Annotated in this window: 21 protein-coding genes and 1 other RNA gene; 8 read left to right on the forward strand and 14 right to left on the reverse strand. The window is 65.0% G+C overall.

The window, feature by feature from the left end:
• Positions 1 to 91: 91 nt before the first annotated feature.
• From araD1 to FZZ93_RS14065, 6 genes are all read right to left on the reverse strand, one after another.
• Positions 92 to 1,084, reverse strand: coding sequence for an AraD1 family protein (gene araD1, locus FZZ93_RS14040; RefSeq protein WP_149322945.1), 993 nt, complete (start codon positions 1,082 to 1,084; stop codon positions 92 to 94).
• Positions 1,085 to 1,092: 8 nt separating this feature from the next.
• On the reverse strand, positions 1,093 to 2,265 hold the full coding sequence (locus tag FZZ93_RS14045; protein WP_149322946.1) for an L-rhamnonate dehydratase: 1,173 nt from the start codon (positions 2,263 to 2,265) through the stop codon (positions 1,093 to 1,095).
• A gap of 29 nt (positions 2,266 to 2,294) precedes the next feature.
• The gene (locus FZZ93_RS14050; protein ID WP_149322947.1) at positions 2,295 to 3,326 is read right to left on the reverse strand and encodes a 4-hydroxythreonine-4-phosphate dehydrogenase PdxA; all 1,032 of its coding nucleotides are present in this window, start codon (positions 3,324 to 3,326) and stop codon (positions 2,295 to 2,297) included.
• Positions 3,327 to 3,340: 14 nt separating this feature from the next.
• Positions 3,341 to 4,621: a TRAP transporter large permease gene (locus FZZ93_RS14055; RefSeq protein WP_149322948.1), complete on the reverse strand. Its 1,281-nt coding sequence runs from the start codon at positions 4,619 to 4,621 to the stop codon at positions 3,341 to 3,343.
• The gene (locus FZZ93_RS14060) at positions 4,618 to 5,172 is read right to left on the reverse strand and encodes a TRAP transporter small permease (RefSeq protein ID WP_149322949.1); all 555 of its coding nucleotides are present in this window, start codon (positions 5,170 to 5,172) and stop codon (positions 4,618 to 4,620) included. The genes FZZ93_RS14055 and FZZ93_RS14060 overlap by 4 nt, the downstream gene beginning before the upstream one ends.
• A gap of 69 nt (positions 5,173 to 5,241) precedes the next feature.
• Complete coding sequence (locus tag FZZ93_RS14065) at positions 5,242 to 6,216, reverse strand: TRAP transporter substrate-binding protein (protein WP_149322950.1); 975 nt, start codon at positions 6,214 to 6,216, stop codon at positions 5,242 to 5,244.
• 252 nt (positions 6,217 to 6,468) lie between these two features.
• On the opposite strand from FZZ93_RS14065, the gene FZZ93_RS14070 reads away from it, so the two are divergent.
• The gene (locus FZZ93_RS14070; protein ID WP_149322951.1) at positions 6,469 to 7,209 is read left to right on the forward strand and encodes a FadR/GntR family transcriptional regulator; all 741 of its coding nucleotides are present in this window, start codon (positions 6,469 to 6,471) and stop codon (positions 7,207 to 7,209) included.
• A 4-nt stretch (positions 7,210 to 7,213) separates the two neighbouring features.
• On the opposite strand, the gene FZZ93_RS14075 is transcribed toward FZZ93_RS14070, so the two are convergent.
• Genes FZZ93_RS14075 through FZZ93_RS14085 form a run of 3 tightly spaced genes read right to left on the reverse strand, consistent with a single transcriptional unit; the run spans position 7,214 to position 8,975 of the window.
• On the reverse strand, positions 7,214 to 7,960 hold the full coding sequence (locus tag FZZ93_RS14075; RefSeq protein ID WP_149322952.1) for a 16S rRNA (uracil(1498)-N(3))-methyltransferase: 747 nt from the start codon (positions 7,958 to 7,960) through the stop codon (positions 7,214 to 7,216).
• Between the two features lie 26 nt (positions 7,961 to 7,986).
• On the reverse strand, positions 7,987 to 8,505 hold the full coding sequence (secB, locus tag FZZ93_RS14080) for a protein-export chaperone SecB (protein WP_149322953.1): 519 nt from the start codon (positions 8,503 to 8,505) through the stop codon (positions 7,987 to 7,989).
• A gap of 47 nt (positions 8,506 to 8,552) precedes the next feature.
• Positions 8,553 to 8,975 carry a rhodanese-like domain-containing protein gene (locus FZZ93_RS14085; protein WP_149322954.1) on the reverse strand — a complete coding sequence of 141 codons (423 nt, stop codon included), beginning with the start codon at positions 8,973 to 8,975 and terminating at the stop codon, positions 8,553 to 8,555.
• A gap of 206 nt (positions 8,976 to 9,181) precedes the next feature.
• On the opposite strand from FZZ93_RS14085, the gene gpmI reads away from it, so the two are divergent.
• The 3 genes from gpmI (at position 9,182) to FZZ93_RS14100 (ending at position 13,299) form a co-directional block, all read left to right on the forward strand.
• Complete coding sequence (gene gpmI, locus FZZ93_RS14090; protein WP_149322955.1) at positions 9,182 to 10,756, forward strand: 2,3-bisphosphoglycerate-independent phosphoglycerate mutase; 1,575 nt, start codon at positions 9,182 to 9,184, stop codon at positions 10,754 to 10,756.
• Positions 10,753 to 11,910, forward strand: coding sequence for a murein hydrolase activator EnvC family protein (locus FZZ93_RS14095; RefSeq protein ID WP_309676333.1), 1,158 nt, complete (start codon positions 10,753 to 10,755; stop codon positions 11,908 to 11,910). Before gpmI ends, FZZ93_RS14095 begins: the two co-directional genes overlap by 4 nt.
• Before the next feature lie 105 nt (positions 11,911 to 12,015).
• Positions 12,016 to 13,299, forward strand: coding sequence for a S41 family peptidase (locus tag FZZ93_RS14100; protein WP_149322957.1), 1,284 nt, complete (start codon positions 12,016 to 12,018; stop codon positions 13,297 to 13,299).
• Between the two features lie 12 nt (positions 13,300 to 13,311).
• Here FZZ93_RS14100 and FZZ93_RS14105 read toward each other — a convergent pair whose 3' ends face one another.
• From FZZ93_RS14105 to FZZ93_RS14120, 4 genes are all read right to left on the reverse strand, one after another.
• Positions 13,312 to 14,550: a UbiH/UbiF/VisC/COQ6 family ubiquinone biosynthesis hydroxylase gene (locus FZZ93_RS14105; protein ID WP_149322958.1), complete on the reverse strand. Its 1,239-nt coding sequence runs from the start codon at positions 14,548 to 14,550 to the stop codon at positions 13,312 to 13,314.
• Positions 14,551 to 14,625: 75 nt separating this feature from the next.
• Positions 14,626 to 15,849: a 2-octaprenyl-6-methoxyphenyl hydroxylase gene (gene ubiH / locus FZZ93_RS14110; protein WP_149322959.1), complete on the reverse strand. Its 1,224-nt coding sequence runs from the start codon at positions 15,847 to 15,849 to the stop codon at positions 14,626 to 14,628.
• Positions 15,850 to 15,914: 65 nt separating this feature from the next.
• Entirely contained in the window at positions 15,915 to 17,252 is a 1,338-nt protein-coding gene (locus tag FZZ93_RS14115) for an aminopeptidase P N-terminal domain-containing protein (protein WP_149322960.1), read from the reverse strand.
• A 34-nt stretch (positions 17,253 to 17,286) separates the two neighbouring features.
• Positions 17,287 to 17,868, reverse strand: a complete 582-nt coding sequence (locus FZZ93_RS14120) for a UPF0149 family protein (RefSeq protein WP_149322961.1) — start codon at positions 17,866 to 17,868, stop codon at positions 17,287 to 17,289.
• A gap of 133 nt (positions 17,869 to 18,001) precedes the next feature.
• On the opposite strand from FZZ93_RS14120, the gene FZZ93_RS14125 reads away from it, so the two are divergent.
• The 3 genes from FZZ93_RS14125 (at position 18,002) to FZZ93_RS14135 (ending at position 19,163) form a co-directional block, all read left to right on the forward strand.
• Positions 18,002 to 18,301 carry a cell division protein ZapA gene (locus tag FZZ93_RS14125; protein ID WP_149322962.1) on the forward strand — a complete coding sequence of 100 codons (300 nt, stop codon included), beginning with the start codon at positions 18,002 to 18,004 and terminating at the stop codon, positions 18,299 to 18,301.
• A gap of 48 nt (positions 18,302 to 18,349) precedes the next feature.
• Positions 18,350 to 18,534, forward strand: a non-coding RNA gene (ssrS, locus tag FZZ93_RS14130) — 6S RNA.
• An 8-nt stretch (positions 18,535 to 18,542) separates the two neighbouring features.
• The gene (locus tag FZZ93_RS14135; protein ID WP_149322963.1) at positions 18,543 to 19,163 is read left to right on the forward strand and encodes a 5-formyltetrahydrofolate cyclo-ligase; all 621 of its coding nucleotides are present in this window, start codon (positions 18,543 to 18,545) and stop codon (positions 19,161 to 19,163) included.
• Positions 19,164 to 19,647: 484 nt separating this feature from the next.
• On the opposite strand, the gene ilvA is transcribed toward FZZ93_RS14135, so the two are convergent.
• Positions 19,648 to 21,162 carry a threonine ammonia-lyase, biosynthetic gene (gene ilvA, locus FZZ93_RS14140; RefSeq protein WP_149322964.1) on the reverse strand — a complete coding sequence of 505 codons (1,515 nt, stop codon included), beginning with the start codon at positions 21,160 to 21,162 and terminating at the stop codon, positions 19,648 to 19,650.
• A 192-nt stretch (positions 21,163 to 21,354) separates the two neighbouring features.
• On the opposite strand from ilvA, the gene rpiA reads away from it, so the two are divergent.
• The gene (gene rpiA, locus FZZ93_RS14145) at positions 21,355 to 22,029 is read left to right on the forward strand and encodes a ribose-5-phosphate isomerase RpiA (protein WP_149322965.1); all 675 of its coding nucleotides are present in this window, start codon (positions 21,355 to 21,357) and stop codon (positions 22,027 to 22,029) included.
• Positions 22,030 to 22,031: the final 2 nt, after the last annotated feature.

Here is a 22,031-nt window from a genome sequence, read left to right on the forward strand (position 1 = left end):
GGATTCACTGCCTGGATCACAGCGCCATCGGCCGATACGGCCTGGGCGCCAATCAATTGCTTGCCTTCGAGTGTCATGGAGCCTCCTGAGATCACAGGGAATGAACGGTGGTGTCGGCCTCGTCGGCTTCGAACGCCAGCGGATTGCGCAGCGCCCGGCCAAAGGCCGGCAGGGCAATCTCGAAGCGATCGCCGTCGCGGGTCTGGACGCCGTCGGCGAAGCTCAGCGTCGCAGTGCCGAAGAAGTGCACGTGGACGTCGCCAGGGCGCCGGAAGCCGGGGTACTTGAAGTGATGATGCTCGAGGTTGGCCAAGTTGTGGGCCATGTTGGCCTCGCCAGTGAGAAACGGCTTCTCCCACAGCGTCTCGCCGTCGCGCACGATGCGGCTCGTGCCCTCCAGATGCTCGGGCAACTCACCGATCAGCAGCTCTGGACCGAAACTGCAGTGACGCAGCTTGGAGTGAGCCAGCCACAAGTAATTGAAACGCTCGGTGATATGGTCGGAGAACTCGTTGCCGATGGCGTAGCCGACCCGCCAGGGCCGGCCGTCGCCGCCGATCACGTAGAGCCCGGCGAGCTCCGGCTCCTCGCCGGCATCCTCGGCGAAGGCCGGTACTGGCATCGGCGCCTCGGGGGCCACCACGCAGTCGCCGTCACCCTTGTAGAACCACTCCGGCTGGGCGCCGGTCTCGCCGGCGGCGGGCTTGCCGCCCTCCACGCCGAGCTTGAACATGCGCATCGAGTCGGTCAGTTCGGACTCGTCAGCCTGGGCCTTGGCGTGCATGGAGGCACGGGTGTCGGCGCTGCCCAGGTGGGTCAGGCCGGTGCCGGTGACCAGGCAGTGGGCCGGGTCGGCATGGGTCAGCGGCGGCAGCAGGCGGCGTTCGTCAATCAGAGCCTGGTAGTCGATCAGCTCATCGTCGAGACGCACCTCGATCACCGCCGACAAAGACTGCCCACTGGCGATGGCCAGCCGTGCCAGGGCGTAGGTGCCGCCGGCGAGGCGAATCGGCCTCACCGCGTCGTCGCTCTCCACCAGGGCAGCCCGCGGCTGCCCCTCCTCAAGATACTGGATCAGTCGCATGGCCGGCCTCACTCGATGATATGGAACTGGTCGAAATAGCCTTCATTCAGCGACAGTCCCAGCCCGGGGGTCTCATCATCGAGGTCGAGGAAGCCGTTAGCCGGCTCCGGGTCACCCTCGAACAGGTAGTAGAAGAGTTCGTTACCGATCTCGACGTCGTGGACCGGGAAGAACTCGGCCATCGGCGAGGCCAGAGTCGACATGGTCAGGTGGTAGTTGTGCATCTGCCCGGCATGAGGGATGACGGGCACGCTGAACGATTCGGCGATGGCATTGATCTTGCGCGCTGCAGTGATGCCTCCGACGCGGTTGGTGTCGTACTGCACCACCGAGACGGCGCGCTTCTCGAGCAGCTGGCGGAAGCCGTAGTGGGTGAACTCGTGCTCGCCGCCAGAGATGGGAATACTGGTGAGCCGGTTGAGCTCGGCATAGCCGTCGATGTCATCGGCCAGCACCGGCTCTTCCAGCCAACGTGGCTGATAGCGCTCCAGGCGCGGCAGCATGCGCTTGGCGTACTCCAGATTCCAGCCCATGTAGCACTCGAGCATCAGATCGACGTCCTCGCCGATCACCTCGCGAACTGCGGCGACGCTGTCGAGGTTGGCACGCATGCCCGCAGGACCGTCCTTGGGGCCGTAGCCGAAGCGCATCTTCATGGCCGTGAAGCCTTGGTCGAGGTAGGACTGAGCCTCCTCCTGCATTGACTTCAGGTCGGTGCGATAGAGCTTGGAAGCGTAGCAGGGGATCCTCTCCTTGGTACGCCCGCCAAGCAGCTTGAACACCGGCTGGCCGACGGCCTTGCCCATCAGGTCCCAGATGGCGATGTCGACACCGGAGATCGCCGCCATGCCGATGCCCTTGCGCCCCCAGGCATGGGTGGCGCGGTACATACGCTGCCACAGGTACTCATAGTCGAAGGGGTCCTGACCGATCACCAGCGGTGCCAGGTACTGGTCGATGATCGCCTTGGCGATGCGCGGAGCGAGGGCCACATTGCCCAGCCCCACCAGGCCGGTGTCGGTCTCGATCTCGACCGTAGTCCAGCCGTGGAAGCGGAAAGTGCCCATGGAGTCGCCCCTGTCCCACAGCTCATCCATGGCGTTGGAGCAGAAGTGGGGAGTGGGGGGCACGGTGTGGCCCTTCCATTCGAAGACGCGGGTACGGACGTTGCTGATCTTCATGTGGGGTGTTTCCTTGTCTGGGGATGTCGTCAGGCGCTAGTGAGGGCCTCGAGGCGCTGGCGTCTCAGGTTCGCGCCCATCCGGCAGGCGATGGTGAAGGCATTGCGGGTCGGGCCCACGTCGGCCTTGCCCTGGCCGGCGATATCGAAGGCGGTGCCGTGGGCCGGGGTGGTGATGGGAATCGGCAGGCCACCCTGAACGGTGACCCCTTGCTTGAAGCCCAGCAGCTTGATCGCGATCTGGCCCTGGTCGTGGTACATGGTGACGATGGCGTCGTACTCGCCGTCCTTGGCCTTGAGGAAGATGGTATCGGCGGGGAAGGGACCCTCGACGGGGTAGCCCTGGGCCCGGCACGCCTCAACGGCGGGCGCGATGACATCGATCTCCTCGCGGCCGCAGGTGCCACCCTCGCCCCCATGCGGGTTGAAGGCTGCCACGGCGACCCGTGGTGCCTCGGTGCCGGCCAGCTTCAGCGAGTCGTAGATCAGTCGACTGGCGGCAACGATGCGCTCTTGGGTCACGTAGCTCGCGGCGTCCTTGAGCGGGATGTGCGACGAGATGCGCGAGGTCCAGAGGTTCCCAAGGGTATTGAACTCGCAGAAGTACCCCGTCACCCCGAGCTTCTCGGCGAAGAAGTGCAGCTCGTCCTCATGCCGGAGGCCGCCCTTCTTCATCGACAGCTTGTTGAGGGGCGCGAAGCAGATGGCATCGACCTCGCCGGCCTGGGCGGCGTCCAGGCAACGCGCCAGGACCGCGAGCACGGAGGCGCCACCGGCCGTGGTCTCCTCGGCGTAGCCGACCGCGCCCTCGGCGACGCTGTCGACCGGCAGGAAGACCGGGCCGTCATGCCGGCGGGCCTCGGCGAAGTCGGCGACCGCGGGCAGCTCGTGGGACTGGCCGGCCACCCGCTGGCCTTCCTGCCAGAGCCAGCGGTCACCCACCAGCACGGTATGGACCTTGGCGAAGAGCGGCGTCTCTGCGAACAGCCTGGCGATCAGCTCCGGGCCGATGCCGGCGGGATCACCCAGGGTGACGGCGATGACGGGGCGTGAGCTTGTCATGAACGGGCTCCGGTTCAGTAGAAGAAGTTGACGAGTGACATGGGGATGGCCGGGACATAGGTAACCAGCATCAGCACCACGAACAGCACCCCGATCATCGGCAGGTTGACCTTAGTGGTGTCCCAGATGTCGGTCTTGGCGATGGAGCAGGAAGTGGCCAGCACCGAGGCGACCGGCGGCGTCTGCTGGCCGATGGCCAGGTTGAGGGTCAGGATCAGGCCGAAATGGATCGGGTCGATGCCGATCTGCTGGACCAGCGGCATCACGATGGGCACCACCAGGATGATGGCGGCGGCGCCGTGCAGGAACATGCCGAGCAGCAGCAGCAGGGCATTGAGCAGAGCCAGCACCAGGATCGGGTTCTCGGTGATCGCGGTGATTTCGCTGGCCAGCTGCTGGGGAAGTTGCATCTCGGTCAGGAAAAGCCCGAGGACCGCGGAAGTGGCTACCAGCAGCATCACTACCGAGGTCTGGATGACCCCCTCGATCACCGCGCGATAGAGGATCTTGAGGTGCAGTTCGCGGTAGACGAAGCCGCCGATCAGCAGCGCGGCCAGTACGGCGATGCCGGCACCCTCGGTGGCGGTGACGAAGCCGCCGAAGATGCCGCCCAGAATGATCACCGGCAGGGTCAGGGCCCAGAAAGCCTCCCTGAATACCTTGCGCAGAGTGGTCAGCGAGAAGGAGTCTTCACGCGGCAGGTCATACTTCACCGCATAGTAGTAACAGAAGGCGGCCAGGCCGGCGGCACCGATCAGCCCAGGCACGATGCCGGCGACGAACAGCTTGACGATGGAGGTGTCGGCGATGGCGCCGTAGAGGATCATCGACAGCGACGGCGGAATGATGATCGCCAGCGAGGCCGAAGAGGAGGTGATGGCGGCGGTGAAGTTCGGGTTGTACTTGCGACGCTTCATCTCCGGGATCAGCACCGAGCCGGTAGCCGCCACGTCGGCGACGGCCGACCCCGAGATTTCGGCGAAGAACAGCGAGACCCCGACGTTGACCATCGCCAGGCCGCCGCGCACGAAGCCGACGATGGCGGTGACCAGGTTGATCAGGCGGATGGAAATGCCCGAGGTGTTCATCAGCGCCCCGGCGAAGATGAACAGGGGAATGGCGATCAGGGGAAACTTGGTGGCCCCGTTGAACAGCGTCAACGGCACGTTGATCAGGGCCTCGGCCCCCATGTTGAGGTAGGCGCCGACCACGCCCACCACGCCGATGGCCACGGCGATCGGCACGTTGATCAATACCAGGGCGAAGAGAGCGGCGATGATGATCAGGAGAGTCATGCGCGTTGCTCCTTGAGGTCGTCTTCGGCTTGCCGGATGGCGGCCTCGATCTCTTCTTCCTCGCTGTTCACGCCGCTGCGCATCTTGCGCCAGGCCATGGGCATGCTGAGCAGCTCGCAGAGGATGAACAGCACGGCGCTGATCGGGATCACCGACTGGGTAACGTCCAGCCCAATGCTCGGCAGCGTGACCAGGTTGTCCCAGGCGAGGATGTCGAGGACGCGATAGCCGTAGTAGGCGATGACCAGGAAGAAACCGATCACGATGACTTCCGAGAGGATGAACAGGGTGGCGCGAAGGGCGGCCGGCGCACGGCTGACCAGGCCGGGAAAGCCCATGTGGGACCGCTTGAGGGCCGCCAGGTTCGCCCCGTAGAAGCTCAGCCATGCCAGGCCGATGGAAGCGACCTCGTCGTACCAGGAGAAGGAGTTGCCCACCATGCGAAAGCCCACCGCGGCGATGACGATGGCGGTCAACGCTAGCAGGAGGAAGACGGTCAGCACCTCCAGCAGTCGTTCCAGCAGTAGATTGACACGAGCCAGTGAGCTCATGACGTGGACCTCCTGCGATTTCGTGGGGAAAGGCGCCTCGACGGCGCCCGGGGTGGATGACATCTTGCGTTACTCCTCTGCCAGTGCCATGGCACGGTCGACGAGTTCCTGGCCGCCTTCCACCTGTTCGGCGAATTCGGTATAGACAGGGTTGCTGGCCTCGACGAAGGCATCGCGGTCCACTCGATTGATCTCCATGCCCTCTCCGCGCATGGCCTCAAGGAGCGAGTCGTCGAGTTCCGCGCCCTTGGTCAGAGCCCAGTCCTGAGTCTCCGCGGCGACCTCGGCGATGGCGGTACGCACGTCCTCAGGCAGTTTCGCCCAGCCGCCCTTGCCGGCGGTCAGCCAGATCGGTGAATAGACGTGGTTGGAGAGCGAGAGGTAGCCCTGCACCTCCTGTAACTTAGCGCCGTTGATGTTGCTGAGCGGGTTCTCCTGCCCATCGACCACGCCGGTCTGCAGGCCGACGAAGACCTCGGAGAAGGCCATGGGCGTCGGATTGGCGCCCCAGGTCTCGAACATCAGGGTGCGCCACTCGCTCTGCGGGGTGCGGATCTTCAGGCCCTCTAGGTCGGCCGGTGTGTCGATCGGCCTTTCGTTATTGGTGATGTGGCGAAAGCCGTTCTCCCAGGTGGAAACGATGTTCAGCCCCTTCTCTTCGGCGCTCCGGGCCAGATCCTGCATCACGATCTCGCGATCGATGCGCTTCAGGTGGTCGCGGTCCTTGACCAGGAAGGGCATATCGAACAAGGCGAAGTCGGGGGACACGGAGGACATAATCGAGGAGATGGCGGCGAGGTCCACGGTGCCCGCCCGCAGCTTCTGGATGAGCTGGCGTTCGTCACCCAACTGACCACTGTGGTAGTACTCCACCTGGTGGGCGTCGCCGAGGCGCTCCTGGAGTCGATCGCTGAACTCCTGGGCGGTTTGCCCCTGCAGGCTGTTGGGGGTGCCGCCGATGGCGAAGACGATCTTGTCGGCCTGTACCTGGGCCGAGGCAACCGCGAGACCGAGCGCTGAAAGACCGAGTAGCTTCTTGTACATGACGACTCCTGTGAGCTTGCGGTTTGTCATTGGCGTTGTTCGGGCCAACTGGTTTGCTGGTATGATCACCAGACCAGATGGTGATATTGAACTTAGACACCGAGTTGTGTCCGGTCAAGCATGCATAGCGCATACTTTGACCAAAGTCGCAGACTGGGTATACGACCAAGGCAGGACAATCACATCGCGTCAACATCACCAAAATTGGTATATAATCCATACCAGTTGCATATTACCGACGAGGATGGACCCATGACGCTGCGGGCCTTTGCCGACGAACAGGCGCTGAAGAGCCGAACCAAGAAGGAAATCCTGGCCGACAAGCTGACCGATATGGTCTTGACGGGATTGCTGAGGGATGGGGACGAACTGCCCAGCGAGCGGGAACTGGCCCAACTTTTCGGGGTAAGTCGAGAAACCGTGAGGGGAGCCCTGGCACAGCTCACGGCGCATGGGCTGGCCAGCGTCTCGCATGGCAGCAAGTCACGGATCTGCGCCAACGACACGGTGATCGAACGCTTCCACCACCACCCCAGCCACCATCAGGAGGCCGAGGTCAATCGATTCGACGTGGACAGCGTCTTCGAGAGCCGCTTAGTGGTCGAGTCGGCGATCGCCCGGCGCGCCGCCCGCTATATCGACGAGCCCGGCCTGCTACAGCTGGAGCGGCTACTGGAGGCCCAGAGCCAGCTCTTCGACTCGCCGGTGCATTTCCAGCTATCGGATCAGAACTTCCACAAGTTGATCTCGGAATATGCCCGTAACGAAATACTCCTGCGCTACTCTCAGGAGCTCTATGCCTTCGGGCTAAGCATTCGGCGTCAGGTAATGGTAGAAGCCGGCTCCATCGAGCAAAGCTACCAGGAGCACTGTCGGATCGTCGAAGCCTTGAGTGCTGGCGATCCGGATGCCGCGGAGCGTGCCATGCTGGCCCACCTGGACAGTGTCTATCGCACGACTCGCGAGAAACTGGACGCCACCACCTCCAGCTGAACTATCACAAATCCCCGAAGCGGTTCTGCAGCAGGGACAAGGCGACGACCGGGGCGGTCTCGGTGCGCAGGATGCGCGGGCCGAGGGTCAAGGAGGCGAAGCCGGCATCGGCGGCAGCATCCACCTCGGCGGGGGACAGGCCGCCTTCGGGGCCGATCAGCAAGGCCGCACGAACGGGGTCGTCATGCCGGTCGAGCCCCCCGGGCGTGCCGGGATGCAGCACCAGGCACAAGGGCTCGTCGCGCTCGGCCAGCCAGTCGAGCACGCTGCGCGGCGGATGCACCGGCGGCAAGGTGGCTCGACCGCACTGTTCGCAGGCACTGGCCGCGACCGCTTGCCAATGGGCCAGTTTCTTGGCCTCGCGCTCGCCCTTGAGGCGCACGTCACCATGTTCGGTGTAAAGCGGCGTGATCTCGGCGACGCCCAGTTCCACGGCCTTCTGGATGGCGTAGTCCATGCGGTCGCCCTTGGAGATGGCCTGCCCCAAGTGCACGGCCAGCGGCGACTCACCACGTCCGGCGGCAACGCGTTCGACGCGAGCCACCACCTGCTTGCGACCGGCCTCGGTCAAGATCGCCTCGGCCTCGTTGCCCTGACCATCGAAGATGATCACGGGCGCACCGAGCCCCAGGCGCAGAACTCGCGCCACATGGCGCGCCGCGCCATCGGGCAGAACCACGTCGCCGCCGGCCTGCAGCTCGGCGGCGACGTGAATGCGAGGGGCCTTGCCCATCGAATGCTTGGTGCTCATCGCAACCAGCCTCTGACAGCCAACGGTTACTGCGTGGCCTGCTCGCCCTGTTGCTGGGCCTCGCGCTGCTTGCGCTGAGCGTAGATCGCCTCGAAGTTCACCGGCGCCAGCATCAGCGGGGGGAAGCCGCCACGGTTGACCAGGCTGTCGACGCATTCACGCGCATAGGGAAACAGCACATTGGGGCAGAACGCACCCAGGGTGTGATCGAGCTGTGCGCCCTCGAGGCCGCCGATGCGGAACATGCCGGCCTGCTCGACTTCGGCCAGGAAGGAGGTCGTGCCTTCCTCGCTGTGAGTCACCTGGGCGGTGACCTTGACCACCACCTCGTAGAGGTCCTCACCGACTTTCTGGTGGGTGGTATCCAGGTCCAGGCCGACCTTGGGCTTGAACGGCTGCTGGAACACCGACGGAGAGTTCGGCGCCTCAAAGGACAGATCCTTGATGTAGATGCGCTGCAGAGCGAATTGTACCTGCGGCTTGTCCTGCTGGTCGGCGGCGGCCTGGCCGTTGGCGCCGTTGCCCTGGTTGTTGTCTTCCGCCATGGAAATGCGTCCTTTACGTTAAATGGAGAATAGGAAAAACCGGCGTGTCACTTCTTGACCAGCGGCAGGCCGTCGGACTGCCACTGCGTCATGCCACCCTTGAGCTTGAGCGCACGCTCGAAGCCGGCCTTGGCCAGCTTGCCCTGGACAGCACCGGAGCTCTGGCCATGCTTGCAGACCACGATGACCGGCTTGTCCTTGAACTTGTCGAGCTCGGCGAGTCGCTCATCGACTCGGCTCTGGGGAATATTGCGCGCGCCAGCGATGTGGCCCGCCTTGAATTCCTTGGTCTCGCGGATATCGAGCACCATGGCGTCCTCGCGATTGACCAGCTGAGTGGCCTCGCTGGTGGAAACGCCACTGGCGCCGCTGCTGCGGACCTCGTAGAGGGCCCAGGCGAGTAACACCAGCAGGAAGGCGCCCACCAGCAGCGGATGGTTCTGCACGAATTCGAACAGCTGATCGATCATGGCTTGGAGTAACTCTTCTTCGGGTGCACGGTGAACGGGCCGGCAAGCGCCGGCAGCGCCCAGTATACATGATGCAGGCCCCGACCGAGGACGACCAAAATGACGCCCGGGGGACCCGTGCGATATGATGCCGTATGCAGTGGCAAGTCGCGACCCCGCCGAAGGCTCGGATATCGCGCCCCTCGCTTCTTCACCATGAGGCTTCCATGACCGATACATCGAACCCGACACCCCGCCCGGTAGCACTGATCATCCTCGACGGCTACGGCCACAACCCGGATGCCGCTCACAATGCGGTCCAGGCCGCGCGCACGCCGGTAATGGATCGTCTCTGGACAGAGCGTCCCCACGCCCTGCTGCATACCGACGGACGCTACGTGGGTCTGCCCGACGGCCAGATGGGCAACTCGGAAGTCGGCCACATGAACCTCGGGGCCGGGCGCATCGTCTATCAGGACTTCACGCGCATCACCAAGGCCATTGAAGACAACGAGCTGGCCGACAACGCCATCCTGACCGACGCCATCGACGCCGCCGTGAGCGCCGGCAAGGCGGTCCACCTGCTCGGCCTGCTGTCGCCGGGTGGCGTGCACAGTCACGAGGACCACATCCTGGCCATGGCCGAGCTGGCCGCCCAGCGCGGTGCCAAGCGCATCTACCTGCACGGTTTCCTCGACGGCCGCGACACCGCACCGAAGAGCGCCCTGGCCTCCATCGAGCGAGCCAACGCCAGGCTGGCCGAACTGGTCGGCGCCGACAACGGCTTCGTCGCCTCGATGATCGGCCGCTATTTCGCCATGGACCGCGACAATCGCTGGGAGCGTGTCGAACAGGCCTACCGTCTGGTAACCGAGGGTCACGGCGAATATCGGGCCGCCAGCGCCGAGGCCGGCCTGCAGGCCGCCTACGAACGCGGAGAGACCGACGAATTCGTCACCTCCACTGCTATCGTGTCAGGTGGCACGCCGATCACCATGGAAGACGGCGACGCCGCCCTGTTCATGAACTTCCGCGCCGACCGCGCCAGGGAACTGACCCGCGCCTTCGTCGAGGACGGTTTCGACGGATTCGAGCGCCGGGCCCGCCCCCGGCTGGCCAATGGCAGCCTGGTGACCATGACCCAATATGCCGCCGACATCCCGGCGCCGGCCGCCTTCCCGCCGGCCGACCTGCCCAACACCCTGGGCGAGGTGATGGAGCAGCGCGACCTGACCCAACTGCGTATCGCCGAGACCGAAAAGTACGCTCACGTCACCTTCTTCTTCTCCGGCGGTCGCGAAGCCGAGTTCAAGGGCGAGACTCGGATCCTGGTGCCCTCGCCCCAGGACGTGAAGACTTACGACGAAAAGCCCGAGATGAGCGCCGAGGAGGTCACCGACCGCCTGGTCGGTGCCATCGAATCCGACGCCTTCGATCTGATCGTGTGCAACTACGCCAACGGCGACATGGTCGGCCATACCGGTGACTTCGATGCCGCCGTGGCCGCCATCGAGGCCGTGGACACCTGCGTGGGCCGCGTGGCCGAAGCCATCGAGAAGGCCGGCGGCGCTTGCCTGATCACCGCCGACCATGGCAACGCCGAACAGATGGTGCACCCCGAGACCGGCGCGCCGCAGACCGCCCACACCACCTTCCAGGTACCGCTGGTCTATGTCGGCGAGCGTCCGCTGCGACTCCTCGACGATGGCAGCCTGTGCGACCTCGCGCCGACACTGCTGGCGATGATGGACCAGCCGGTACCCGAAGAGATGACCGGCCGGATTCTGATCGAACCCCAGTGAGCAAGGCATCCTCACGCCGAAGTGGCGCACGCTGCCTGCTGCCACTGGTGCTATGGCTGGCCATTTCGCCGGCCATGGCGGTCACCGATGAGCGGGAGGCGCGCCAGCGACTGGACGCCGTCGGCAAGCGCATCCAGGACGTCACCCAGGAGCTCGATGCCACCGGGCAGGCGCGGGACGAGGCCAGCGAGGCGCTGCGCGAAATCGAAACGGCACTGGCCGAGACCCACAGCCGGCTCGACGACATCCAGGCGCAGCGTCGCTCGCTGAACGACGAGGTCATCGAGCTGGAAGAAGAGCGCGAGCGCCTGGAGGCCGAGCGCCAGGAGCAGATTGCCGCCCTCGAGCAACAGATCGATGCCCTCTATCGTCTCGGCCTGACCCCACAGCTCAAGCTGCTGCTCAATCAGGATGACCCGAGTCGGCTGGACCGCCTGCAGACCTACCTCAATCATCTCGCCGACGCCCGCAACGCCCGGCTGGAGGAGCTCGACAGGCTGGACACGGCGCTGGACGACAACCAGCAGGCCCTGGACGAGCGCGGCCAACAGCTGGAACAACTGGCCGCCGAACTGGAAGAGCGCAGCGCCGAGCTGGCCAGCCAGGTGGACGAACGTGAAACCCTGGTGGCCAAGCTGGACGAACGCTACGCCACCAAGGAGGCGCGCCTGTCCGCCCTCGACCAGGACAGAGCGCATGCCGAACAGGTACTGCAGCAGGTTCAGGAACGACTGGCTCGCCTCGAACGTCCGCCGCCCTCCACCGCCATCGGCGAAACCCGTGGCGACCTTCCCTGGCCGGTCCAGGGGCAGGTCACCTCAGCCTTTCGGCAAGGGCGTGGCGTACATCGCGACGGCATGTTGATCCGCGCCGCGGCCGGCACGCCGGTCGAGGCGGTGCATGCCGGCCGGGTCGTGTTCGCCGACTGGATGCGCGGCTTCGGCAACCTGCTGATCATCGATCACGGCGATGGCGTGATGACCCTTCACGCCCACTTGCAGCACTTCAACGTCGAGGTCGGCGCGGCCGTCGAGACAGGACAGAGCATCGGCGTGGTGGGCGCTACCGGTGGACAGTCCTCGCCGGGCCTGTATTTCGAGGTGCGGCGCGCCGGTGACCCCATCGATCCTCAGGGCTGGGTAGCCCAGCGATAAGCGCCATGTGGACGCCCGAAAGGGCCGCCCTCTTGTATCAGTGTTTTCTTGGCCGCCATGCCCACGCTATGCTGGGCTTACTCCAATGGAACCGCGAGAGACCGCATGCCTCCAAGTCCCACCCTTCGGCGCCGCCTGGGAGCACTGCTGCTTCCCATCGCCCTGCTCGCCGCTCCGCTTCCCGTCGTCGCCGCCCCCGAGACCGAAGACGACCTGCCGGTGGCCGAGATCCAGGCCTTCGCCGAAGTGTTCGAGCGCATCAAGCGTGCCTATGTCGAAGAGGTCGATGACGCCACCCTGCTGCACAACGCCATGCGTGGCATGTTGAGCGAGCTGGACCCGCACTCCTCCTATCTCGATGCCGAGGCCTACGAGAACCTGCGTGAATCCACCCAGGGCGAGTTCGGCGGCGTGGGTATCGAGGTCGGCAAGCGCGACGGCCAGATCACCGTGATCACGCCCATCGATGACACACCCGCCTCCCGCGCCGGCCTCCAGGCACAGGACACCATCCTGCGCATCGACGACACCCCGACCGAGGGCATGTCGCTGCAGGAAGCGGTCGACCTGATGCGTGGCGACCCAGGCACCGATATCCGTCTGACCATCCTGCGCCAGGGCGAAGATGCGCCGCGTAACATCACCCTGGCACGCGAAGTCATTCGGACCCAGAGCGTGAAGAGTGACACCCTGGCCCCGGGTTACGGGTATCTGCGGGTCAGCCAGTTCCAGGCCCGCACCGGCGAGCAGGTCGTCAAGGCCTTGAATGACTTGACCAAGGATGGCCCGCTGCAGGGGCTGGTGCTTGATCTTCGCAACAACCCAGGTGGCGTGCTTCAGGCCGCCGTCGACGTGGCCGATGCCTTCCTCGACGATGGCCGTATCGTCTACACCGAAGGCCGGTTGGCCGACAGCGAATTGAGCTTCTACGCCAATCGCGCCACCACCGCCCCCGATGTTCCCCTGGTGGTATTGATCAATGGCGGCAGTGCTTCGGCGGCGGAGATCGTCGCCGGCGCCTTGCAGGACCAGCGACGCGGCGTGGTGATGGGTACCGAGAGCTTCGGCAAGGGATCGGTTCAACAGATCATGCCGTTGGGCGAGAACGACGCACTCAAGCTGACCACCGCGCGCTACTTCACGCCCAGCGGCCGCTCCATCCAGGCCCTGGGCATCGAGCCCGATGTCGAAGTGGTTCGCGGTCGTCTCGAGGTCGCCCAGGGCCATGACCTGCGAGTCCGCGAGGCCGACCTGGAGGGCCACCTGGCCGGCAACGGCAAGGACGCAGAAAGCGGTGAGCTCAATGCCCGCCTGCGCGACGACTACCAGCTCGGCGAGGCCCTGAATCTGCTCAAGGCCTTGAACGTGCTGGATGAACGCAAGCGCTGACGGTGTAGCGGCTCACAGGCAGGTGTCGGGCAGGCGGCCCCGCCGACCCGCCGCCTGCTGCATCAGCAAGCGCTTGACGGGGCCCAGCCGGTCGACACCGGTGAGCCCCAGGTTGCGCGCCAGGGTCAGCGCTGGATGGCGCGCCCCGAACAGCAGCCTGAACCCATCCATCAGGCGCAACATGGCGGCATTGTCGCCCCGACGACGACGCGCATAGCGTGCCAGCCAGGCCTCGTCGCCCAGCGCGATGCCGCGTCGCCGTGCCTCGAGCAGTTCCTCGGCCAGCACCGCCACATCCATCAAGCCCAGATTGGCGCCCTGACCCGCCAAGGGGTGAATGCTGTGCGCGGCATCGCCCACCAGGGCCAGCCCCGGCAGCGTATAGCGTTCGGCATGACGCTGGGTCAGCGGCAGGCACATCGCCCGGTCAGTCGGCGTCACCCGGCCCAGGCAGGCACCGATGCCGGCCTCCAGCTCCGCTCCCAGCGCTTCCGCCGGCAACGCTGACAGCCGCTCGGCCTCATCCGGCGAGGTCGACCAGACGATCGAGCAATGACGGTCATCGCCGTCCAGGGTCAGCGGCAAGAACGCCAGCGGCCCATCGGCCAGGAAGGCCTGTCGTGCCACACCAGCGTGAGGACGCTCGGTGCGCACCGAGGTCACCAGCGCCACCTGGCCAGTGTCATGCGACCGGGTCTCGATCCCGGCCATCTCCCGCAGCGGCGAACGCGCCCCATCGGCGGCCACCACCAGAGGCGCGCTTAGCCTTTCATCGCTCTCCAGGCTCAACACCGGGCTATCGCCAGGCGGCATCTCGAGCCCCTCGACCCGCGCGGCGAAGCGCCGCCGCACCGTCGGCAGCTCCGCCAGACGTGCCTCCAGGGCCGCCACCACCACGTCATTCTCGACGATATGACCGAGGACCGGCAGGCCCGCCTGATCGGCGGAAAAGCTCACCTCACCGGAGCCCTCGCCGTCCCAGACCCGCATATGACGATACGGCGTGACACGACGCCCGCGCATCGACGCCCACACGCCCAGGCCATCCAGCAGACGCTGGGACACCGGCGTCAGTGCACTGACCCGCAGATCCGCCGGTCCACGCCCTGCCGTCTCAGCATCCACGGGGCCCGGCCTGGCATCCAGCAGCATCACCGACACGCCGGCCTGCCCCAGCAGGCACGCCAGGGTCGCGCCGACCATGCCACCACCGACGATCATCACCTCGTTACCTGCCGTGTCAGTCTTCATGGGGCGTCGTCCCTTTCATCTTTAGCACCGCCATCTTTACCACCGCCATCTCTGGCATCGTCATCTCTGGCATCATCATCGTTCCATGCCCATGGCCCGCCTGGCCAAGGTGCGACGCAGCGGCCCCAGCAGATTGAGCCCTACCAGACCGGCGGCGCGGGCATGCGATAACAGCGGATGATCGTAGCCGAACAGTCGCACCAGGCCATCGCTGAAACGAATCACATTGTCCCGATCCCCGCTGCGACGGGCCTCGAAATCGTTCAGCGTGGCCGCCTCTCCCGGTGCATCGCCTCGCGCCAGCCCCGCCTCAATGGCAGCCACCAGGTCCATCACGCCCCGCAGGGCCAGGTTGAAACCTTGCCCGGCCACCGGATGCAGGGCATGGGCGGCATTGCCCATCACCGCCAGGCCAGGACGCACCGTTTCGCTGGCGGTGACCAGCGAGAGCGGATAGGCATGGCGCTTGCCAACACGCCGGAAGCGTCCCGCCCGATCCCCGAAGGAAGCCTGCAGGCGCGCCAGGAAATCGGCATCGGACAGCGCCAGGGCATCCCGCTCGCCGCCGGCCGCAAAGGTCCAGACCAGCGCCATGCACTGTCCGGCCATGGGCAGCAGGGCGATGGGGCCCGAAGGCGTGAAACGCTCGTAGGCCATGCCGTCGTGGGGGCGGTCGAGGGCCACCGTAGCGATCACGGCAGCCTGCTCGTAGGGGTGTTCTCGGCTCTCGATGCCAAGACGCTCCTTGAGCCCCGAACGACCACCATCGGCCAGTACCGTCAGGCCAGCCTCGAGCCGGGCGCCATCGGAAAGCTCCAGCCAATGGCCACCGGCCCGGGGTTGGATGTTTTCCACTCGAGCCGGGCAATGCCAGGCCAGGGGCAGCTCGGCAAGCCGACGATGCAGGACACGGCCCATCCAGGCATTGGGAATCACGTGCCCCATGGCCTCCTCGCCGAATTCCTCGGCACGCAACCGGGTCGCGCCCAGCCGCCCCCGCTCACTGACATGAATGCAGCGGATCGGCGAGGCGCGCTCGGCCATGCTCGACCACACGCCCAGGCTGTCGAAATGGTTCGCCGTTCCGCGAGAAATCGCGCTGGCCCGGGCATCGAAGCTTGGCTGCCAGGGAGCGTCCAGGCCTTCGGCCATGGGCGCAGCCTCGATCACCGCCACGGACAGCGCCCGGTCACGCATCAATGGCGCCAGCGCCGCCCCCAGGCTGGCACCGACCAGGCCGCCACCGACGATCGCGATATCCACGCGCCGCGGCACCTCAGCCGAGCTCGATTCGCTCATGCACGGCCCTCCGATATTTCATAATGTACATTACATAAAGGCAGTTTCGACGGACCGCCAAGTGATCACTTTTCATCCATCAGGGCCTCGATATCAGCCACCTGCTTGGGTACCGCTCGAGTCAGCACCTCGCACCCCTCGAGTGTCACGGCGACATCGTCCTCGATACGAATGCCGATGCCGCGAAATGCCGCCGGTAGATCGTCGTCGTCCGGCATGTAGAGGCCGGGTTCGATGGTGATCACCATGCCGGGCGTCAGGCATCGTGGTTCGCCATCTCGGCGATAGGTGCCGACATCGTGGACATCGAGCCCCAGCCAGTGCGAGGTGCCATGGGGATAGAAACGTCGCGCAACGATCGACTCGGGCGCTTCCTCGCCATCATCGGCCAGGATATCCAGGGCCATGAGACCGGCCGCGAGATCTCGCACCACGCCCTGATGAATCGCCTTGAGGGTGGTGCCGGGGCGCACAGCCTCGATGGCCCGTTGCTGGGCCACCAGCACCACCTCGTACAGCGCCCGCTGCGCCGGCGTGAAGCGCCCGTTGACCGGAAAGGTTCGTGTGATGTCGCCGGCATAGAGATCGAACTCAGCACCGGCGTCGATCAGCACCAGCTCCCCGTCGCGCAGGGCCTCCCGGTTATCAATGTAGTGCAGCACACCAGCATTGCGCCCGCCAGCGACGATACTGGCGTAGGCCGGCCCACTGCCGCCCCGCCAGCGAAACTCGTGCTCCAGCTCGGCCTGTAGCTGATATTCGGCAAGCCCCGGGCGGCAGGCCCGCATCGCCCGACAGTGGGCATCGGCACTGATCTCGCCGGCATGGCGCAGCAGCGCAAGCTCGGCGTCGCTCTTGATGAGGCGCTGCTCATGCAGCAACGGTGTCACATCGGCAAAGGCCAACGGCACCGGACCTCCCTGGCGAGGGCGGGCCACCAACTCGGCACGCAACTGCTCCGCCAGGCGCAACGCCGAGGCATCGCTCAGGGGCAGATAGAGGGTGACACGCCCCGCCAGCAGCTCGATCAGGCGGGCATCGCGCTCGGCATTCTCGAAGGCCTGATCGATTCCGTGCGCGCGAACGGCTCCTTCGGCACCGAGGCGACGCCCCGTCCAGATTTCCATGGCCGGGTCCCGGTCCTGGCAGAACAGCACGCATTCCCCTTCGGCGCGGCCAGGCAGCAGCACCAGCAGGGCGTCCGGTTCGGAAAAACCGCTCAGGTAGTGGAAGTCGCTGTCCTGACGGAACGGGAATTCGCTGTCTCTGGAGCGCGTAACCAGGGAGGCGCTGGGCAACAGCACGGCGGCATCCGCCGGCAACGCATCGATGAGGCGACGGCGTCGCCTCCGATATTCATCAAGACAGATGGGGGGCGGGCGGGACTGGGCATCGAGCGGCATAACAGCTCCTGGCGAACGACAAGGCAGAGTTTCCTTAGTGGGCCGGGCCCGGCTCTTCAACCTGCTCCACCTGCGGTTTGCCGGGATGCTGCTCGGTATACAGCAGCATGGCCGCCATCCGCACGTGTTCGGTCAGGGCGAACAGGTCATTCTCGTTCTCGGCGTTATCCTCGAGATCCGTCTCTATATCCGCCAATCCGCCCAGGTCGTCGATGGCCTCCCGGAGGGTCTCCGACCACTGCTTGCGGGGCTGGTCGCCGGCGTCGCGTACCACCTCGAGGAATCCCAGCGTCCAGTCCTGAAGGCCCTGGGCGCGTTCCGCCAGCGAGAACAGCTCATCGGGCAGCAGGGGCTCATAGTTCATCTCCGCCGCAGACAAGGCCTCCAGCGTCTGGCGCCGCCAGCCCAGCAGGCGCTCGGCGGATGGCTCGTCCCTGGGCTGCTCAACGCCCAGGTTGACGCAGACCGTCTCTAGCCAACCCTCGGCATCGAGGTCGTGCAACGCCAGCGAGGCGCACAGACGGCCGTCCAGAAAGGCCGGGGACTGCATGCTGCCATGCAGCAGGAACGTATCGGCGATGGTGGAAAAGTCCTGGCGTTCGTTGATCAGTGACATGACGCAATCCATGGTGGAGCCACGCGCGTTGACCGCGCTTGAACGGCTCTCTTATAGTGACTGAAACTTCGTATTCCCCTCGATGTTAACGCATCGAACCCCCGAGGCGCGCCCTCGGCCCTCCGGAGCACCCATGAGCGACTCTTCACGGCCCACCATCGAGATAACCCTGCTGGAACGGCAGTACGTCATCGCCTGCCCACCGGACGAGGAAAGCAAGCTCGAACGCGCGGCGCGCTACCTGGACCGCGCCATGCAAGGCATCCACGCTCAAGGTAAGGTGGTCGACCGCGAGAAGGTCGCCATCATGGCCGCCTTGAACATCGCCAACGAGCTGCTCGAGACTCAGGACGAGCAACGCGCCCACGAGCAAAGCCTGAGCGAACTCAGCCAGCGACTGGAAAAGGCGCTTGCCGACGCTCCCAGTCGTTGAGGGGATTCTTCCCTTTGGCCAGGCCGGCGGCTCTGCTAGGATAGAAGACGTTCCCTGGGGTGTCCGCCAGTCGTTATAGTCCCTCGAGCCTATGCGCATTACCCAGGGGGCCAACAGCTAGTCGGACCCGTGTGCATGTCCGTGAGACGGAAAGCCTGACGGTTCGACTGCGGCCACCCACCTTGAACCAATGGGTTCAAGGGCCAGAACGACAGCGGCATTCTGGGGAACTTTGTCCAACATGAACTTCATGCAGGATCCTGCCGCACCCATCACACGACGCGAACTTCGGCGAGAACTGCGCCAGCGTCGACGCGAGCTCGACCCACGCGAGCAGGGTGCCGCCTCCCGGCGGCTGTGCCGTACCCTGCGCCGATTGCCGGAAGTTTTCAGAGCCCGGCACGTAGCGCTCTACTTGCCCAACGACGGCGAGATCGACCCGACGCCGCTGCTACCCTGGCTCGCTAAACGCGGGGCCCGCGCCTATCTGCCGGTGTTGCGCCCGCTGGCGCCCAACACCCTGTGGTTCGTCCATTACCATGGCGATACGCCCATGGTGACCAATCGCTTCGGCATCTCAGAACCCGATACCCGACACGGCGCGCATCGTGCCCGACGCCAGGCAGCCTGGGCCCTGGACGTTATCCTCCTGCCGCTGGTCGGCTTCGACGATGACGGCCAGCGCATCGGTATGGGAGGCGGCTTCTACGACCGCACTCTCGCGTTCACCCGTCGCCCCGGCCCCCGGCCTCGCCTGATCGGTCTAGCCCATGACTGCCAGCGTGTAGAGCGGCTACCGGTAGCGCCCTGGGACGTGCCGCTGGACGCCATCGTCAGTGACCGCCGGGTCCTGCGACCCTGAGCTTCCCTCATGAGCCGCCCCCAATGAAAAAGGCGGCCGACACATCATGTGTCGACCGCCCCGATATCCTTGTCACCCAAGAGTGCTGAAACGTCGCGATCAGTTGCCCGCCAAGGCCTGAGCATAGCCGGTCACCACGACCGCGATACTGAACAACAGCACCAGTATCATGATCAGATCGGGCTTACGCTTCATCGTCGACTCCCTCGTCGTTTTCTCACGTCGTTGTCCCAAGACCATGTCATGAACCGTCATGGCTGAACGTTTGCGTTTTCAGCGATAACATTCAGCAACGATAGTTATCGTCGGCGACACTGCCGCCATCTTCCGAAAACGCCATGAAAGCGCCATTTATTGGCGCTCATGCCGGGCAGAGAGTAGCCGAGGGGGCCGAGCATGACAACCACCATGCCCGGAAAAAAGCGCGAAACCAAGGCCTTTCCGGCGGGCTTCACGAAGTAAGTTAGCGCTTACATCGCATGACTCACGCCATGAATAGTCGATACGCCGGATTCTCGCTCTCCTTCCAGTAGCGATATCCGATCTCGTCGAAGTACCCCTCGACATGACGGTGATCGCCATTGGGCACCTGCATGCCCACCAGCACGCGTCCATAGGCCGCACCGTGATTGCGATAATGGAACAGCGAAATGTTCCAGTCCTGGGGCAGGTGCGTCAGGAAGTTCATCAAAGCGCCGGGGCGCTCGGGAAACTCGAAGCGATAGACTTCCTCTTCGAAGCGCTCCTTCGGGCGCCCACCGCCCAGGTGACGAATATGCAGCTTGGCCAGTTCATTCTCGGTGAGATCCTCCACCGGATAGCCGGCATCACGCAGCTTGTCGATTACCGCCTGGCGATCCTCGCCGCCCGGCTTGACCTGGACGCCGACGAAGATATGCGCCTGCTCGGGGTCGGCATAGCGATAGTTGAACTCGGTGACCATGCGCTTGCCGATGGTCCGGCAGAACTTCTTGAAGCTGCCGGGGCGCTCGGGAATGGTCACCGCCAGAATCGCTTCGCGCTGCTCGCCCAATTCAGTGCGCTCGGCGATGTGCTGCAGGCGGTCGAAGTTGGTGTTGGCCCCCGAGTTGATGCAGATCAGGGTCTCCCCGGTGACGCCGGTCGACTGGATGTACTTCTTCAAGCCGGCCAGCGACAGCGCCCCGGAGGTCTCGGATACCGCACGTGTCTCTTCGAAGATGTCCTTCACCGCGGCGCACATCTCGTCGGTGTTGACGGTGATGACGCCGTCCACCAGGTCGCGCATGATCGCGAAGGGTGCCTCGCCGATCTGTGCCACGGCCACCCCTTCGGCGAAGACGCCGACCTGGTCGAGCGTCACCCGCTCGCCGCTTTCCAGCGCCGCCTTGAGGCAGGCGCTGTCTTCCGACTCCACGCCGATCACCTTGATCTCCGGGCGCAGATACTTGACGTAGGCCGCGATGCCGGCGATCAGGCCACCGCCGCCCACCGGCACGAAGATGGCATCCAGACGCCCTCCCTGCTGACGCAGAATCTCCATGGCGACGGTACCCTGGCCGGCAATGACATCGACATCGTCGAAGGGCGGGATATAGGTGTAGCCGTGTTCCTTGATCAGCTCCTGAGCGTGGACGGCGGCGGCGGCAAAGGCATCGCCCTTGAGCACCACCTTGGCGCCCCAGGCACGCACGGCCTGCACCTTGATCTCCGGCGTGATTCGCGGCATCACGATCACCGCCTTGACGCCCATCTGCTTGGCGGCCATCGCCAACCCCTGGGCATGGTTGCCCGCCGAGGCGGCGATCACGCCCTTGGCCTTCTGTTCGTCGGACAACTGAGTCATGCGATTGTAGGCGCCGCGAATCTTGAAGGAATGGACCGGCTGCAGGTCCTCGCGCTTGATCAGGATCTGGTTGTTGAACCGACGGGAGAGAAAGGGGGCCGGCGAAATCGGCGTTTCCCGGGCGGCTTCGTAGACCCGGGCCTGAAGGATTTTCTTGACGGTGGCTTCGAGCATCCTGATATCCCAATGGGGTAGCGCGTGAGAGCCGCAGGAGCCGCGGGCGCCACGCATGCGCCCAGCGCGTCCCGATGCGGTATGAAGGGAACCCTTATTGGTAGCATCCCGCCTGCCATGGCGTCCAGCACGCGGCGATGACATGGCCTATAATAGCGCCGCATTCGCCACCTACCGGAAAGCGAGCAGGACATGACCCAGGACGAACTCAAGGACGCCGTGGCCGCCGCCGCTCTCGACGAAATCCGCCCGTTGCTCGGGCGCCACACCGTCATCGGCGTCGGTACCGGTTCCACCGCCAACCGTTTCATCGACAAGCTGGCCACCCTACGCGACGATTTCCGTGGCGCGGTGGCCAGCTCGGAGGCCACCGCCGAGCGGCTGCGTGGTCACGGCATCGAAATCTTCGAACTCAACGAAACCGGCACACTTCCCGTCTATGTCGACGGTGCCGACGAAGTGAACGCTCACTTGCATATGATCAAGGGCGGCGGCGCGGCCCTGACAAGAGAGAAGATCGTCGCCGCCTGCTCGGAACGCTTCGTGTGCATCGCCGATGCCTCCAAGCGCGTCGAGTGCCTGGGCGACTTTCCGCTGCCCGTGGAGGTGATTCCCATGGCGCGTTCCTACGTGGCGCGGGAACTGGTCATGCTGGGCGCAGATCCGGTCTATCGTGAAGGGGTGATCACCGACAACGGCAATCAGATCCTCGACTGCTACGAGTTCATGATCGACGACCCCGAAGCCATGGAAGCCCGGCTCAACGCCATCGTCGGCGTGGTGACCAATGGTCTGTTCGCCGCCCGCGGCGCCGATGTGTTGCTGCTCGGCACCGACCAGGGAGTAGAACGCCTGACCCCAAGGTAAGC

Source organism: Halomonas eurihalina, assembly GCF_008274785.1.
GTDB classification, from domain to species: domain Bacteria; phylum Pseudomonadota; class Gammaproteobacteria; order Pseudomonadales; family Halomonadaceae; genus Halomonas; species Halomonas eurihalina.

Coding starts and splice junctions, on each gene's coding strand:
- araD1 (WP_149322945.1), bottom strand. CDS start 1,084: ATGCGACTGATCCAGTATCTTGAGGAGGGGCAGCCGCGGGCTGCCCTG.
- FZZ93_RS14045 (WP_149322946.1), bottom strand. CDS start 2,265: ATGAAGATCAGCAACGTCCGTACCCGCGTCTTCGAATGGAAGGGCCAC.
- FZZ93_RS14050 (WP_149322947.1), bottom strand. CDS start 3,326: ATGACAAGCTCACGCCCCGTCATCGCCGTCACCCTGGGTGATCCCGCC.
- FZZ93_RS14055 (WP_149322948.1), bottom strand. CDS start 4,621: ATGACTCTCCTGATCATCATCGCCGCTCTCTTCGCCCTGGTATTGATC.
- FZZ93_RS14060 (WP_149322949.1), bottom strand. CDS start 5,172: ATGAGCTCACTGGCTCGTGTCAATCTACTGCTGGAACGACTGCTGGAG.
- FZZ93_RS14065 (WP_149322950.1), bottom strand. CDS start 6,216: ATGTACAAGAAGCTACTCGGTCTTTCAGCGCTCGGTCTCGCGGTTGCC.
- FZZ93_RS14070 (WP_149322951.1), top strand. CDS start 6,469: ATGACGCTGCGGGCCTTTGCCGACGAACAGGCGCTGAAGAGCCGAACC.
- FZZ93_RS14075 (WP_149322952.1), bottom strand. CDS start 7,960: ATGAGCACCAAGCATTCGATGGGCAAGGCCCCTCGCATTCACGTCGCC.
- secB (WP_149322953.1), bottom strand. CDS start 8,505: ATGGCGGAAGACAACAACCAGGGCAACGGCGCCAACGGCCAGGCCGCC.
- FZZ93_RS14085 (WP_149322954.1), bottom strand. CDS start 8,975: ATGATCGATCAGCTGTTCGAATTCGTGCAGAACCATCCGCTGCTGGTG.
- gpmI (WP_149322955.1), top strand. CDS start 9,182: ATGACCGATACATCGAACCCGACACCCCGCCCGGTAGCACTGATCATC.
- FZZ93_RS14100 (WP_149322957.1), top strand. CDS start 12,016: ATGCCTCCAAGTCCCACCCTTCGGCGCCGCCTGGGAGCACTGCTGCTT.
- FZZ93_RS14105 (WP_149322958.1), bottom strand. CDS start 14,550: ATGAAGACTGACACGGCAGGTAACGAGGTGATGATCGTCGGTGGTGGC.
- ubiH (WP_149322959.1), bottom strand. CDS start 15,849: ATGAGCGAATCGAGCTCGGCTGAGGTGCCGCGGCGCGTGGATATCGCG.
- FZZ93_RS14115 (WP_149322960.1), bottom strand. CDS start 17,252: ATGCCGCTCGATGCCCAGTCCCGCCCGCCCCCCATCTGTCTTGATGAA.
- FZZ93_RS14120 (WP_149322961.1), bottom strand. CDS start 17,868: ATGTCACTGATCAACGAACGCCAGGACTTTTCCACCATCGCCGATACG.
- FZZ93_RS14125 (WP_149322962.1), top strand. CDS start 18,002: ATGAGCGACTCTTCACGGCCCACCATCGAGATAACCCTGCTGGAACGG.
- FZZ93_RS14135 (WP_149322963.1), top strand. CDS start 18,543: ATGAACTTCATGCAGGATCCTGCCGCACCCATCACACGACGCGAACTT.
- ilvA (WP_149322964.1), bottom strand. CDS start 21,162: ATGCTCGAAGCCACCGTCAAGAAAATCCTTCAGGCCCGGGTCTACGAA.
- rpiA (WP_149322965.1), top strand. CDS start 21,355: ATGACCCAGGACGAACTCAAGGACGCCGTGGCCGCCGCCGCTCTCGAC.